Annotated in this window: 15 protein-coding genes, 1 pseudogene and 1 riboswitch; of the genes and pseudogenes, 6 read left to right on the forward strand and 10 right to left on the reverse strand. The window is 51.4% G+C overall.

Translation table 11 applies throughout. The features are described 5' to 3' along the window. Positions 1 to 43 precede the first annotated feature (43 nt). A pseudogene (locus IB222_RS08130) lies at positions 44 to 1078 on the forward strand (fimbria/pilus outer membrane usher protein); the annotation flags it as partial. 9 nt (positions 1079 to 1087) lie between these two features. Beyond that, positions 1088 to 2134 (forward strand): hypothetical protein, encoded by a 1047-nt coding sequence (locus tag IB222_RS08135; protein WP_149384344.1) that lies wholly within the window; start codon positions 1088 to 1090, stop codon positions 2132 to 2134. Between the two features lie 51 nt (positions 2135 to 2185). On the opposite strand, the gene IB222_RS08140 is transcribed toward IB222_RS08135, so the two are convergent. After that, complete coding sequence (locus IB222_RS08140) at positions 2186 to 2518, reverse strand: RcnB family protein (RefSeq protein WP_003834436.1); 333 nt, start codon at positions 2516 to 2518, stop codon at positions 2186 to 2188. 234 nt (positions 2519 to 2752) lie between these two features. Beyond that, positions 2753 to 2848, forward strand: a riboswitch (TPP riboswitch). Between the two features lie 31 nt (positions 2849 to 2879). On the opposite strand from IB222_RS08140, the gene thiM reads away from it, so the two are divergent. From thiM to IB222_RS08155, 3 genes are read left to right on the forward strand one after another with little or no spacing between them, the layout of a single operon-like run. Further along, positions 2880 to 3668: a hydroxyethylthiazole kinase gene (thiM, locus tag IB222_RS08145; RefSeq protein WP_149384343.1), complete on the forward strand. Its 789-nt coding sequence runs from the start codon at positions 2880 to 2882 to the stop codon at positions 3666 to 3668. Next, entirely contained in the window at positions 3665 to 4465 is an 801-nt protein-coding gene (gene thiD / locus IB222_RS08150) for a bifunctional hydroxymethylpyrimidine kinase/phosphomethylpyrimidine kinase (protein ID WP_003844369.1), read from the forward strand. Before thiM ends, thiD begins: the two co-directional genes overlap by 4 nt. Before the next feature lie 42 nt (positions 4466 to 4507). After that, positions 4508 to 5254 carry a GntR family transcriptional regulator gene (locus IB222_RS08155; protein ID WP_008785236.1) on the forward strand — a complete coding sequence of 249 codons (747 nt, stop codon included), beginning with the start codon at positions 4508 to 4510 and terminating at the stop codon, positions 5252 to 5254. Here the strand turns inward: IB222_RS08155 and IB222_RS08160 are convergent. From IB222_RS08160 to IB222_RS08170, 3 genes are read right to left on the reverse strand one after another with little or no spacing between them, the layout of a single operon-like run. Continuing rightward, complete coding sequence (locus IB222_RS08160; protein WP_149384342.1) at positions 5228 to 6193, reverse strand: PfkB family carbohydrate kinase; 966 nt, start codon at positions 6191 to 6193, stop codon at positions 5228 to 5230. The two genes, IB222_RS08155 and IB222_RS08160, sit on opposite strands and share 27 nt — an antisense overlap. Beyond that, positions 6190 to 7194 carry an ADP-ribosylglycohydrolase family protein gene (locus IB222_RS08165; protein ID WP_149384341.1) on the reverse strand — a complete coding sequence of 335 codons (1005 nt, stop codon included), beginning with the start codon at positions 7192 to 7194 and terminating at the stop codon, positions 6190 to 6192. Before IB222_RS08165 ends, IB222_RS08160 begins: the two co-directional genes overlap by 4 nt. Further along, a complete protein-coding gene (locus IB222_RS08170) occupies positions 7191 to 8468 on the reverse strand; it encodes a nucleoside permease (RefSeq protein WP_149384340.1) in 1278 nt (425 codons plus the stop codon). Before IB222_RS08170 ends, IB222_RS08165 begins: the two co-directional genes overlap by 4 nt. Positions 8469 to 8720: 252 nt before the next feature. Between IB222_RS08170 and fbaB the strand changes: the two genes are divergently transcribed. Beyond that, complete coding sequence (fbaB, locus tag IB222_RS08175; RefSeq protein ID WP_003834421.1) at positions 8721 to 9773, forward strand: class I fructose-bisphosphate aldolase; 1053 nt, start codon at positions 8721 to 8723, stop codon at positions 9771 to 9773. 19 nt (positions 9774 to 9792) lie between these two features. Here fbaB and yegS read toward each other — a convergent pair whose 3' ends face one another. The 6 genes from yegS to artP all read right to left on the reverse strand — a co-directional run bounded on the left by yegS (position 9793) and on the right by artP (position 14683). Beyond that, on the reverse strand, positions 9793 to 10692 hold the full coding sequence (yegS, locus tag IB222_RS08180) for a lipid kinase YegS (protein WP_048215937.1): 900 nt from the start codon (positions 10690 to 10692) through the stop codon (positions 9793 to 9795). Between the two features lie 130 nt (positions 10693 to 10822). Further along, positions 10823 to 11554 (reverse strand): arginine ABC transporter substrate-binding protein ArtJ, encoded by a 732-nt coding sequence (artJ, locus tag IB222_RS08185; protein WP_003027308.1) that lies wholly within the window; start codon positions 11552 to 11554, stop codon positions 10823 to 10825. A 261-nt stretch (positions 11555 to 11815) separates the two neighbouring features. Beyond that, positions 11816 to 12484 carry an arginine ABC transporter permease ArtM gene (gene artM, locus IB222_RS08190; RefSeq protein ID WP_003840185.1) on the reverse strand — a complete coding sequence of 223 codons (669 nt, stop codon included), beginning with the start codon at positions 12482 to 12484 and terminating at the stop codon, positions 11816 to 11818. After that, positions 12484 to 13200, reverse strand: a complete 717-nt coding sequence (gene artQ, locus IB222_RS08195; RefSeq protein WP_003027301.1) for an arginine ABC transporter permease ArtQ — start codon at positions 13198 to 13200, stop codon at positions 12484 to 12486. The genes artM and artQ overlap by 1 nt, the downstream gene beginning before the upstream one ends. Before the next feature lie 6 nt (positions 13201 to 13206). Then, the gene (gene artI, locus IB222_RS08200) at positions 13207 to 13938 is read right to left on the reverse strand and encodes an arginine ABC transporter substrate-binding protein ArtI (protein WP_003027298.1); all 732 of its coding nucleotides are present in this window, start codon (positions 13936 to 13938) and stop codon (positions 13207 to 13209) included. Positions 13939 to 13954: 16 nt separating this feature from the next. Next, positions 13955 to 14683: an arginine ABC transporter ATP-binding protein ArtP gene (gene artP, locus IB222_RS08205; RefSeq protein ID WP_003027295.1), complete on the reverse strand. Its 729-nt coding sequence runs from the start codon at positions 14681 to 14683 to the stop codon at positions 13955 to 13957. Positions 14684 to 14711 lie beyond the last annotated feature (28 nt).

The following is a 14711-nucleotide window of genomic DNA, read 5'->3' on the forward strand; positions in this document are numbered from 1 at the left end:
CACAACCCGCTACGGGGGAGACTTACCCGAAATCTGATTTATTCAACAAAGCCGTTTTTCGGCCAACGTCAGCCAGTCTCTGCCGCAAGGCTGGGGTTCATTCTCGCTCAGTACGCTGTGGCGAGATTACTGGGGGCGTAGCGGTAGCAGCAAAGATTATCAACTGAGTTATTCCAATAGCTGGCAACGGATTAGCTATACCTTTTCAGCTAGTCAGACTTACGATGAAGATCATCACGAAGATAAACGTTTTAACATCTTTATCTCCATTCCGTTTGACTGGGGAGATGATATTAGCGCTCCGCGCAGACATTTGTATGTGTCTAACTCAACGACTTTTGATGATGATGGTTTTGCGTCTAACAATACCGGGCTTTCCGGTACTGCAGGCAGTCGCGATCAGTTTAACTATGGGGTGAATCTCAGTCATCAACGGCAGGACAGCGAGACAACAGCGGGCGGCAATCTGACGTGGAATGCGCCAGTTGCTACGCTTAACGGCAGCTACAGCCAGTCGTCTAAATATACGCAAGCTGGCGGCAGCATTTCGGGTGGCCTTGTGGCCTGGTCTGGTGGTGTGAATTTAGCCAATCGATTATCAGAAACGTTTGCTGTAATGCATGCACCGGGTCTGGAAGGGGCTTATGTAAATGGGCAAAAATACCGTACGACCAACCGTAATGGTGTGGTGGTCTACGACGGTTTAACGCCGTTTCGTGAAAACCACCTGACGCTGGATGTGTCTAACACCAATAGTGAAACCGACCTGCAAGGCAACCGCCGCAGCGCCGCCCCGTACCGCGGAGCGGTAGTGCTGACAAGGTTTGATACCGACCAACGCAAACCCTGGTATATCCGGGCGCAGCGCCCTGATGGTTCACCGCTGACGTTTGGTTACGAAGTAGAGGATATTCATGGACACAATATTGGGGTGGTAGGCCAGGGAAGCCAGCTTTTTATTCGCACCAATGAAGTACCGCCGGAAATAAAAGTAGCGGTCGATAAACAACAGGGACTTTCATGCTCAATCACCTTCGGCAAAACGATTGATGAAAGTAAAGTTTATATTTGTCGGTGAGGAGGAGATATGAGATTTATCCTGGGATTAATTTTGGTTATGATGTCAAGTTCAGTATTCTGCAATTGTTTTCCGGTTTCATTTAAATTTTTGGATTTTAATCCAAGTACTACTGGTGCAACAGCTGAAAGTGACGTGATTGAGTTGGATTTGAATGATGCCTCTCTTAATTCATTTCAATCAACAGAAGACATTCCTCTTAATTTTACGGGAGGAAATAGTACCTATCATTGTGATTTTGGAATGTCTAACCCAGGCTCACTTTATAAGTTAACAGCCAGAAGTCAAGAATCTGGCACCTCTGAATACTATCAGATATTAACAACTGGAAATAATGATGGTGTATATGTTAAAGTTCAGCTGTCTGTTAATAGTTTACTCGGTTCTTATAGCGTTGAGAATAGTCTTTATGGTTTTGCTCGTTATTATTTTAATTTCCCAAGAGATGATCTTAATTCTAAGGTAACCTATGCAATTAAATACAGATTAACGAAAAATAAACCTGTTTCATCTGAAACAAAAAACATAGGGGATACAGTGACTCTTAAAGATCATGTGCGTTTTAATGAAAGTCCTGGATCGAATTCTTATAATTTAAAACAAAATATAAGAGTTAAGTTTAATTACACTCCAACCACGTGTTCTTTTAATGATACTACCGTTAAAGTTAGCAACATAAGTTACGGAGATGTAAGTAAAGGGCTTGCGCATGATGCTGATGCCGAAGTAAAAATTGATTGTGACCAAACTGTGGCCTATGCCACAAGATCTGTTCATTACAGATTCGTTTCTGATAATGCTGTAGGTAATGTTTTGCCTAATGAATATACGAATAGTGATAGCGCGGGAAATATTGGCTTTGAGTTAATAAAAGATGGTTCTGTAGTGAATTTAAGCAATAACCGTTATGATCTGATAGCATGGGGAGATTTAAAAGAAAACGTGGCCAGAAATACGATTATACCGCTGAAATATAAATATACTCCTTATGGAAATAAGATATTTAAAGCCGGGCAGGTACTAAGCCGTGTAAAAATTGTTATCGATTATGATTGATCATGCTATGGTATTTTACGCACTCCCTCATCAGAGCGAGTGCGTATTTTTTCACCGATGATAAAAAATCTCGCCATCGTAGGCTTTAATGATCTTTGCATCGGCATCATTGACCAGCACATACGCGCCGCCCATGTAGGTCCAGTGGGTGCCTGCCGTCGGCGCGGGCAGGTTGCGCAGATTCCACTGTTTAATGGTGTATTCTTCGGTGAGATACAGTGGTGGAACCTTGTCACCGGGTTTGAAATGGGTGAAGTCAGCAATAAAGCTGCTCAGTTCATACTTATCGATACCGGTGGGGGCAGCTGTTGCAGCAGGTGCGGCCCAGACGACGCTGCTTGCAAGCAGAAGTGCACCCAGCAACATTTTATTCTTCATACCCATCCTCTCTACCTCTTCGGGTCATCAAAATCAGTCATGTATCATTCCTGGCATACCGGATGTCTGACAAGCACTATTTTGTGATCACTCCAGTCATTTCGTAAAAAGTGTAAATGAAAGTACAGAATTGCAGCAACCTTGACCAGTAGTTTCACTGCGGGAGTGGGGAGTGCGCCAATTTACATCGTTAAGCACAGGCAGTATCCTGTTACTGAAACCAGCATATTACGTTTGTGTTTCAACGACTCGGGGTGCCCTTCTGGTGAAGGCTGAGAAATACCCGTACCACCTGATCTGGATAATGCCAGCGTAGGGAAGTCTGACACTGCTCGTGTCCCTTCTTCGCGCGGGCAGGAGCTGAACCATGCAGCCTGACCTGCACAGCCGCGCACTCGCGGCTCACACTTTGCACCAATTTAGAACCTTATCCCCGCTCACACACTGTATGACCAATGAGGTCGTGCAAAGCTTTACTGCCAATACATTACTGGCGCTGGGCGCATCGCCTGCGATGGTGATCGAGCCTGAGGAAGCCAGCCAATTCGCCGCTATTGCCAGTGCATTGCTGGTTAATGTCGGCACCTTAACTCGGGAACGGGCCGCGGCGATGCGTGCCGCAGTTAAGCAGGCTCATCATGCTAAAACCCCGTGGACGCTCGATCCCGTTGCCATAGGTGCGCTTGAGTTTCGCCGTCACTTCTGCCTGGAATTATTGTCACTACAGCCTGCTGCTATTCGTGGCAACGCTTCGGAAATACTTGCTCTGGCCGGCATGAACGGTGGTGGACGCGGCGTGGATACAACCGATACGGCTGTTGCTGCGCTTCCGGCAGCGCAGGCGCTGGCTCGTCAGATTGGGACCATTGTCGTGGTTACCGGCGAAGTGGATTACGTCACCGATGGTCAGCGTACCGTCCGCGTTGACGGCGGTGACCCATTGATGACTCGCGTGGTGGGCACTGGATGCGCTCTTTCAGCGGTTGTTGCGGCCAGTTGCGCTTTACGTGGTGACAGACTTGATAACGTCGCCTCCGCCTGTAGCTGGATGAAACAGGCCGGGCAAATCGCCACCGAGCAATCAAACGGACCGGGCAGCTTTGTCCCGGCATTTCTCGACGCCCTCTATAACCTGAACGCCCAGGAGCAAGCATGAAACGGATTAACGCATTAACGATCGCCGGAACCGATCCTAGCGGTGGCGCGGGTATTCAGGCTGATTTAAAAACCTTCTCGGCGCTGGGCGCTTACGGCTGTTCGGTTATCACGGCGTTGGTGGCGCAAAATACGCGCGGGGTGCAGTCGGTGTATCGTATTGAACCTGATTTTGTCGCCGCGCAGCTGGATTCGGTGTTGAGTGATGTGCGTATTGATACGACTAAGATCGGTATGTTGGCGGAGACGGACATTGTCGAAGCTGTCGCCGAACGTTTACGTCGCCATCGGGTACAAAATGTGGTGCTGGACACGGTGATGTTGGCGAAAAGCGGCGATCCGTTGCTGTCTCCCTCGGCGGTAGAGACGCTGCGTACCCGTTTGCTGCCGCAGGTTTCGATTATCACCCCTAATTTACCCGAAGCTGCTGCACTGCTTGGGGCATCGCATGCGCAGACTGAGCAGGAGATGTTAGAGCAGGGAAGGGCGCTACGGGCGTTGGGCTGCGAGGCGGTGTTGATGAAGGGCGGTCATCTGGATGATGCACAAAGCCCCGACTGGCTCTTTACTCGCGATGGTGAGCAGCGTTTTACCGCACCAAGGGTGATGACCAAAAATACCCATGGCACCGGTTGTACGCTATCGGCGGCGTTGGCAGCCCTGCGTCCGCGCCATAACAACTGGGCCGATACCGTACAGGAAGCCAAACTGTGGCTTTCAGCGGCGCTGGCACAGGCCGACACGCTGGAAGTTGGCGAAGGAATCGGTCCGGTCCATCATTTCCACGCGTGGTGGTAATGGGTATACTGGCTGCAGAAACGGCGGCCAGGAAAAAGATAAATGGAACAAGCGCATACCCAGCTTATCGCACAACTGAATGAACGTATTTCAGCGGCGGATAACACGCCGCTGTATATGAAATTTGCGCAGACGGTGAAGAATGCTGTGCGCAGTGGGATCCTGGAGCACGGCAATATCCTGCCCGGCGAGCGCGACCTCAGCCAGTTGACCGGCGTTTCTCGGATTACGGTACGTAAGGCGATGCAGGCCCTGGAAGAAGAAGGTGTAGTAACACGTGCCCGCGGTTACGGAACGCAAATTAACAATATCTTCGAGTATTCGCTTAAAGAAGCGCGCGGTTTTTCTCAGCAGGTGGTGTTGCGCGGTAAAAAACCGGATACGTTGTGGGTTAACAAAAGAATTGTGCCTTGCCCGGAAGAGGTGGCACAGCAGTTGGCTGTTGTCGCAGGGAGTGATGTTTTCCTGCTCAAACGCATTCGTTACGTTGACGAAGACGCAGTCTCTATTGAAGAGTCCTGGGTACCCGCACATCTAATTCATGACGTGGATGCCATCGGTGTTTCGCTGTATGACTATTTTCGTAGCCAGCATATTTTCCCGCAGCGTACGCGCTCACGTGTTAGCGCCAGAATGCCTGACGCAGAGTTCCAGGCGCACATTCAAATGGATAGCAAAGTGCCGGTACTGGTGATCAAGCAGGTAGCGCTTGACCAGCAGCAACGGCCTATTGAATACAGCATCAGTTACTGTCGTAGCGATCTATACGTTTTTGTATGCGAGGAGTAGCTCCTCGCGTGACGGGGCGCAATCGCCGCCGCGATGCCCAACTACCCAGGACGCTACCGCGTTACCTAACAGCACTGAGTCGGCCAGCGTCCAGCCAGATGCCAGCCCAGCCAGCATGCCGCCAGCGTGGCTGTCACCTGCGCCGATAGTATCAACGACCGCCGTTGCAAATGCCGGTACGCAGCCGGATGTCTGTGCGCTGAAATACCATGCGCCGTCTTTATCGTGCCGCACGACCAGCGGTGCGGTGAAACGCTGCACCCATTCTGCGCCAAAACCTTCCACATCCTGACTTAATGCAAACCGCTCGGCAGCAATTTCCGCCTCCTGGCGATTGAGGGAAACCAGCGGACGACAGGCCATAATTCTTGCCAGTAAGGGCTCGGGAATGTCGCCGATGCGCGGGCCAAAATCGATAAACGGTGTCACCTCTTCCAGACCTTCCAGCCACTGCACCAGCAATTCACCGCACGGGGACGCTAGCTGATAACCCGAAAGATACACCAGGCTATGACGCGGGATATCCAGCTGTGCCAGCCAGGCGGCATTCCACTGATTCTCAACGCCGCTAAAAGACATAAAGGTACGCTCGCCATCCGGCTCCACCAGCGCCAGACACCAGCCGTTATCGCCTTCGGCATCGTCGATCCGGCTGTGCAGTCCCTCTTTTGCCATCCGGTTGCGGATAATGTCGGCCCACACTCCCTGACCCAGCGGTAGAGCATTGCAGGCATCGATACCTAAACGCTTAAGCGTGACGGCGATATTGAGCGCGCAGCCGCCAACGTTAACACCTTGCTGCTTGAGCTCGATGTCACAGCCGCGCCAGGGGAGGGCATACGCATCGGCAATGACATCAATCACCGCCGCACCCACCACCGTTACTGGCCGCTGTGTACGTAACTGCGAGAGAAGTTGTTGCAGATGCGTGTTGCTCATAGCGCCTCCCGCTGCTCACGCAGTCGCATTAACCCACTGGCGTAGCGGGTAAAGTCCAACTGATTAACCGCATCCAACTCCTGCTTCAATGCTGGGTTGATCGCGCTCACGCCGTGTAATGCACCACAAATGGCGGTTGCCATCGCCCCGATGGTGTCGGTATCACCGCCGAGGTTCGCGCACAGAATGGCGCAGCGGTTAGGATCGGTCTGCGCCAGTTCAACCATGGCGATGGCGCAAGGCACGGACTCAATGGTGCTGGTTCCGGCACCTACAACCTGATACAGCTGCTCGCTGGCGGACTCGACGCCATCGGCGTTACGGACGATTTTTAGCGCCAGTTCAAGGCGTGCACAAAGCGATGCGCTAAAAGTGGTGATTCGTTTTTGCTGCGCATGCAGGGCAATGGCAGGTAGCGCGTCGACAATCTCTGACCATTTTCCTCCGTCGATAGCGCGCGATACCGCCCACGCGACGACAACGGCTCCCGCGATAGCCAGATCCGATTTATGCGTCGGGCTGGAGGCCAATGCCACATCATCGATAAAGGCATCAAGATTGCGAGCGGGCAGCAGGCATCCCAGCGGGGAAACGCGCATTGCCGCGCCATTGGTCACGCCGTTGTTTTCCAGTTCGGCGACCGGTTTACCGTCACGAATAGCTTTCAACGCAATTTTCGAGGTCGGGCCGAGCACGTTTTTATTAAAGGCATCAAACTGCTCGGCCCAGGCCAGAATATTGCGACCAATAACGTCAGGCACAATTTCGCCGTCGCACTCAAGCAGGGCATCTGCCAGACACAGTGCCATGGACGTGTCATCAGTGAACTCCGCCTGGTTAAAATAGCAGGCGGCATTATTTTCCGCAGAGCCGGGCAAAAAACGGTCGATCCAACCGAAGTGTGCTTTTACCCGGGTTCTTGGCCACAGTTCCGACGGCATGCCCATCGCATCCCCTAACGCCTGCCCATAAAGAGCACCGAGAATACGTTCTGCTTTCATTTTACTTCCCCTTGTTTCAACGCTATATCGCGATCGTCCACCTTAATGGCGGTGATTTCTTTGTCTGATTCGCGAAAGAAAATCATGAACAACACGGCAATGATGGCAATCATGACCGCGCCAAATCCCCACATGCCAGCCCAGTTAAAGGTGAGACCATTAACCGGTTCCTGATAAGCAAACATTTTTTCCATCATCATGCCGCCCAGACGGTAACCGAGCAGGCTGCCGAATCCCTGACAGCAGAGGGTGATAAGCCCTTGCGCTGCGGTGCGCATGTGGACCGGCGCTTTTTTATCGACATAGATGTAAGCCGTGACGTAATAGAAGTCGTAACTGACGCCGTGCAGCAGAATGCCGAGAAACAGCAGGGCGTAAGTGAAATATTCTTCCGCACCGCCGTAAACGAAAAATCCGTAGCGGATCGCCGCAGTAATAAGACCAAGCAACAACACCTTTTTAATACCAAAGCGTTTGGTGAAAAACGGTAGCGCCAGCATGAAGAAGATTTCAGAGAACTGGCCCAGCGTCATCCAGCCGGTGGCGTTTTTCATTCCGACTTCTGTCAGATAGCCGTTGGCGAAGATGTAATAGAACGCCAGTGGCATCGCAAACAGGAAAGAGCAAAAGAAGAAGACGAGGAAGTTCTTATCGCGCAGCAGGATCAGCGCATCCAGACCCAGCATAACTTTGAAATCCATTTTGCCGGTACTTTTTGGCGGCGTATCCGGTAAAAAGAAGGCAAAAACGCCTAATAATGCGGAGCTTCCGGCAGTGATAAGCAGGGGAATATTGGTGGGTGAGATGTCGTTATAGCCAAGCATTTGCGGTAAGAAACCGCAGGCCAAACCGGAGGCAATCCAGCCAATGGTCCCCATCACGCGGATGCGCGGGAAATCACGTTCAACATCCGGTACGTTGGCAAAAGCAATACTGTTGGTCAGCGCAATCGTCGGCATATAGGTCAACGAATAGGCCAGTAACAGAGGGAAGAATCCGCTAAAGGTGGTTTGCTGGGCGGCGAAGTACATCAGAATAGCGCCGACGAACATCAACACCGCCAGCACTTTTTGCGCGGAGAAAAAGCGGTCAGTGATTGAACCGACCAGAATGGGCGACAGGATCGCCGCAATGGCTGTGCAGGCGTAGGACCAGCCGATCTCTCCGGCACTAAAGCCACTTTTACTCAGCCACAGCCACAGTGGTACAAACCAGGCGCCCCAGATAAACCACTCTACAAACATCATGAACGACAGCTTAACTGTAGTTTTCATCTTTAAATCCTTCATGACAGGTAAGGTACGCGCTGATAGTACCATTCAGTAATACCTTTAAAATACCTTTGGGGTTAAACTTTGACCGTCTTAACATTATTTTTTCCTGAATCGAGCCAGCAGAAGTTGCTGAAAAGTGCGCTAAAGATGGAAAAAAAGTGCAGTCGGTACCAGGCTTAATGCTGCCCGCAAAAAGGCGGGTCAGGACAATCCATATTCCGGTTTTAAACTGGAACTTACGGGAGCATAGCTATGACTGATATTGCGCAGTTGCTTGGCAAAGATGCCGACAGCCTTTTACAGCATCGTTGTATGACCATTCCTTCTGACCAACTTTACCTGCCTGGACATGATTACGTCGATCGCGTAATGGTGGATAACAACCGGCCGCCTGCCGTGCTGCGTAATATGCAGACGCTGTATAACACGGGGCGACTTGCCGGGACAGGGTATCTGTCGATCCTACCGGTGGATCAGGGGGTAGAGCATTCTGCTGGGGCTTCGTTTGCCGCTAACCCGCTGTACTTTGATCCGAAGAATATTGTGGAGTTGGCTATCGAAGCAGGGTGCAACTGCGTGGCATCAACTTACGGTGTGCTGGCTTCTGTCTCCCGCCGCTACGCGCACCGTATCCCGTTCCTCGTTAAAATTAACCACAACGAAACGCTCAGCTATCCGAATACTTTTGACCAGACGCTGTATGCCAGCGTAGAGCAGGCGTTCAATATGGGTGCGGTTGCGGTAGGGGCAACTATCTATTTCGGTTCTGAGGAATCTCGCCGCCAGATTGAAGAGATTTCAGCAGCGTTTGAGCGCGCCCATGAGTTGGGTATGGTTACCGTGCTGTGGGCGTATCTGCGTAACTCCGCGTTTAAAAAAGATGGCGTGGATTACCATGTTTCCGCCGATCTTACCGGGCAGGCTAACCATCTGGCTGCCACTATCGGAGCGGATATCGTTAAGCAGAAAATGGCGGAAAATAACGGCGGGTATAAAGCGGTTAATTTTGGCTATACCGATGATCGCGTCTATACCAAGTTGACCAGCGAGAATCCAATTGACCTGGTGCGTTACCAACTGGCGAACTGTTATATGGGGCGTGCCGGGTTAATTAACTCTGGCGGGGCGGCCGGCGGCGACACCGACCTGAGCGATGCAGTACGTACGGCGGTTATTAACAAACGTGCGGGTGGTATGGGGCTGATTCTGGGGCGTAAAGCGTTCAAGAAAACCATGGCCGACGGCGTTAAGTTGATTAACGCCGTACAGGACGTTTATCTGGACAGCAAAGTTACTATTGCCTGATCCTCGGATTGTCGTTGGGTTAGCGCAATAGCGGACAACCTGGCGGCAGTCTGCAACGTAGCGCAGCGGGCAGGATTTCAATATGAAACTCTTGTCCGCTGAGTGGTTCACCATCGAGATTAAAGGTAATTTCGTGTGGGGCGCGGATATCAAACCACGACGATGCGCCGTCAATAATGTTAGGGTTGTCTTCGGATTGCGTTAACGCCGAAAGCAGTCCTGGCAGTAGTTCTTCGCCGGTAAAAATGCGCAGTTGCAGCAGGCCGTCGTTGATCAGCGCCGTCGGGCAAAGCTGTTGCCCACCACCGGCCTGGCGACCGTTACCGATACCAATCACCAGCGCTTTACCCTGCCAGTGAAAATCCTCCCCACGAATGTCACAGATGTCGGGCTTGAGCGTATCCATGCGCATTAATCCGTGAATAAAATACGATACACCGCCCAGTGCGGCCTTGAGTTTTTCCGGCGTTTCGGTGGTGATGCGCGTGCCAAATCCCCCGGTCGCCATGTTGATAAAACAGGTTTTATCGTTGACCTGCACCATATCGATCGCAGTCGCATTTGCAGCGATAGCCAGCTTTAACGCCTTATCAAGGTCGTCGGGTATACCAACGCTGGTGGCAAAGTCATTCGCCGTTCCCAACGGTAAAATACCCAGCGCTGGAATATTGCCACCCTGCGACTGAATCAGCGCTGTCGAAACTTCGTTGATGGTGCCGTCACCGCCGCCGGCTATCACCGTAGCAACGCCTAGCTGACGAGCTTCATCAACGTAGCGTTGGGCATCGCCTTTTTCCCAGGTCACGCGAACATGGATTTCCACGCCTTCATCGCGAAGCTTCGCAATGGCATCACGCAGGGGGAGATTATCAGCACTTTTTCCATTGAGGATCAGTAAACTGGCAGGGAACGCTATCATCCGTTTGCCTCACTTTTTTTCGTTTTAACAAGTGTATGCCAGGAAAGCGTTTATGGCGTAAGAACTGACTGAAAGCGCAGGCGAAGAGATAAAAAAGCCGCAGAGCGCGGCTTTTCAGATTGGGCAGACGTTACTGCGGGAACCACTGATCGCTGATTTTCTGGTATGTGCCGTCAGCTTTGATTGCCGCCAGCGCGCTGTTCAGTTTTTCCAGCAGGGCTTTGTTATCCGGGCGAACCGCGATGCCAAGGCCAGTACCGAAGTATTGCGGATCGGTTACTTTGTCAGTGGCAACGCCTAACTGCGGGTTGGTTTTCAGCCATTCGTTAACCACAGCGGTATCGCCAAATACGCCATCAATACGGCCATTTTTCAGGTCGATAATCGCATTCTGATAGCTATCGTAGGCCACGGTTTTCACTTCAGGATGTTTGTCCTGCAGGTATTTCTGGTGCGTGGTGCCGTTTTCCATACCGATGCGTTTTCCTTTCAGATCGGCAAAGGTTTTATAGGTATCTTTTTTGGCAATAACCAGTGCGGAGTTAGCATAGTAAGGCTGAGTAAATGCAACCTGCTTGCTACGTTCAGGTGTGATATCCATTCCGGAAATTACCGCATCATATTTCTTGAATTTCAGCGCGGGGATCAGGCTGTCGAAAGCGTGATTGGTGAAAGTACATTCTGCCTGCATTTGTTTGCACAGCGCCGTTGCCAGGTCGATGTCAAAACCGACAATTTTATTGCTTGCGTCCAGTGATTCAAATGGCGGATATGTGGCTGATACACCGAAACTAATTTTATCAGCAGCTGAGGCGCCAGCGGCGAAAGTAGCAAGTAATGCGGCCAGTACTAACTTTTTCATGGTGGAACTCCCGTCTGTCAATCTTATGATTATTACCGTGTCTGCGGCGTGGAGTAACAATGCCATCTAATGAATTTATATGCAATAAAAATGATTAAGTATTTTTGCTGGTTTAAAAAAAGACGGCCAATTTAGGTTGTTGTCCGTCTTCATTATTTTGCTTTATGCATATTTGCCGGATGGCGGTGCTAGCACCTTATCCGGCCTACAAAAGGTGCATGAACCGTAGGCCTGATAAGCGTAGCGCCATCAGGCATATGCTTAATTCCGGTGTTCAAACGCCAGCGCTTTACGTTCGATTAAGCGCATCATCAGCGTCAGCAAGCCGTTGACGATCAGGTAAATCACACCCGCGGCACCGAAGACCATAACGTCATAAGTACGACCGTACAGCAGCTGGCTATAGCCCATGACTTCCATCAGCGTGATAGTGTAAGCCAGTGAGGTACTTTTAAATACCAGCACCACTTCGTTGGAATACGAGGAGAGGGCGCGTTTAAAGGCATACGGCAACAGAATCGCCAGCGTATCCTTTTTGCTCATCCCTAACGCTCCGCAGGACTGCCACTGGCCTTCCGGGATTGCACGAATAGCGCCATAGAACAGTTGCGTAGTGTAGGCCGCACTGTTTAACGACAGCGCAATTAAGGCGCATAACCAGGGTTCAGAGAGCAGATGCCACAGTACCGGATATTCTTGCAATGCCGGAAACTGCCCTGGTCCGTAGTAGATCAGGAAGATTTGCACCAGCAGCGGTGTACCGGTAAACAGCGTGATATACGCGCGTACCAGCCACACCAGCACCGGCGTTTTCAGCGTCAGGATGACGGTGAAGATTAGCGCCAGCACCAGAGCAACCACGATGGAGGCGACCGTCAGCGTCAGGCTGGTATGCAGCCCTTTCAACAATTCAGGTAAATACTCAAGCATCAGCCTGGTCTCCGCTCAAAACGTGTCGCGCGCAGGTCAATGCGTTTGAGAATGTACTGACTCACCAGCGTAATCACCAGGTAAATAGCGGCCGCCACAATGTACCAGGTAAACGGCTCCTGGGTGCGGGTGGCAATACTCTTGGTTTGCAACATCAGATCGTTCACGCTGATAAGGCTGACCAGCGCGGTATCTTTCAGCAATACCAGCCACTGGTTACCCAGTCCCGGTAAGGCATGACGCCACATCTGCGGCATCACCAGACGAAAGAAGATCGCGGCTTTAGACAAACCCAACGCCTGACCTGATTCCCATTGTCCGAGTGGCACGGCCTTCAGCGCGCCACGCAGCGTTTGCGACGCGTAAGCGGCGTACAATAATGACAGTGCAATGACACCGCACAGGAACGGGCTGACGTCGAAGTTTTCGATCTGCATCTGAACCGGGATTTGTACAAACCCGAGATTGATCGTAAAGCCATCGGCCAGCGTCAGCAGCAATTGTGAGGAACCGAAATAGATAAACAGAACCACCAGGATTTCTGGCAGACCGCGCAGGATGGTGACCAGGGCCGAGCCCGCCCATGCCACCGGGCGCCATTTTACTGACTCCCAGACGGCAAAAAACATGGCGAGTGCAAGGCCAATGATCAGCGCACAAACGGCAAGGCCGACGGTCATCCCGGCGGCGCTTGCTAAAGGAAAAAATTCATTCATCAAATATTACTTCTGGAACCATTTGTTGTAGATGGTCTCGTAAGTCCCATCTTTCTTCACTTTTTCCAGCGCAGCGTTAAATTTCTGCTGCAGCTCGGTATTGCCCTGGCGTACCGCGATGCCCAGACCTGTACCGAAGTAATCTTTATCCGTGACTTTGTCACCAACCGCGGCAAGCTTAGGATTGTCTTTCAGCCACTCGGTTACTACTGCGGTATCACCAAAGACGCCGTCAATACGACCGTTTTGCAGATCGAGTTTGGCATTCTGGTAGCTGTCATACGGCACAGTGGTCACTTCCGGATGTTTATCCATGATGAATTTCTGGTGCGTGGTACCGTTTTGAACGCCGACTTTTTTACCTTTCAGCTGGTCGATGCTGGTGTATTTACCCTGCTGGCCCACAAACAGCGCAGAGTTGTCGTAGTAAGGGGTGGTGAACAGCACCTGTTTTTCACGCTCAGGCGTGATGTCCATACCGGCCATCACCGCGTCAAAACGACGGAATTTCAGGCTCGGAATCAGGCTGTCGAAGGCCTGATTGGTGAAGGTACAAGTAGCGTCAATCTCTTTACACAGCGCGTTTGCCAGATCAACGTCAAAACCTACGATCTTGTTATTCGCATCGATAGATTCAAACGGAGGATAAGACGCTTCGGTGGCGAAACGAATGGTTTGGGCTGCGGTAGCGGAAAGACTAAAACCTGCGATTAGCGCGGCAATCAGAACTTTTTTCATTGTATTGTCCCGAATCTTAGTGAGAAAGATAGTTTTTAAACGCTTCGGTTTGCGGGTTGGCAAAGCAGCTCGCATCCCCAAACTCGACGATGTGACCGTTTTCCATATACACCACACGACTGGCCGTTTTACGTGCAACTTCCACTTCGTGGGTGACGATCACCTGAGTAATATTGGTTTCCGCCAGTTCGCGAATGATGCTGACGATTTGGGCGGTAATTTCCGGGTCAAGCGCGGCGGTCGGTTCATCAAACAGCAGCACCTGCGGCTCCATCATCAACGCGCGGGCAATGGCTACACGCTGTTGCTGGCCACCGGAAAGATGTAATGGGTAACGATCGCTGTAAGGCTTGAGGCGCAGACGTTCCAGCAGTTTCTCGGCGCGCGCCATCGCTTGCTCTTTTGTCAGACCCAGTACGCGGCAGGGCGCTTCAATCAGGTTCTGCACCACCGTGAGATGCGGCCAGAGATTATATTGCTGAAAGACCATGCCCACGTTCTGACGCAGATCCCGAATGGCTTTATCTGACGGGGTCTTCGTGAAGTCGAAACGGTTGCCCGCAATAGAGAGCGTGCCCGAGCGCGGCATCTCAAGCAGGTTGAGTACGCGCAGCAGCGAGCTTTTCCCGGCTCCACTTGGGCCAAGTAACACCAGTGTTTCACCCTGAGGGCAATCCAGCGTGATATCGAACAGCGCCTGATGTGCGCCGTAGAAGCAGTTAATGCCGTTTAATTGAATACTCATTGACACTCGATACTGGCAGTCTGATAGC

This window comes from Citrobacter sp. C13, assembly GCF_014596815.2.
Lineage (GTDB): Bacteria > Pseudomonadota > Gammaproteobacteria > Enterobacterales > Enterobacteriaceae > Citrobacter > Citrobacter portucalensis.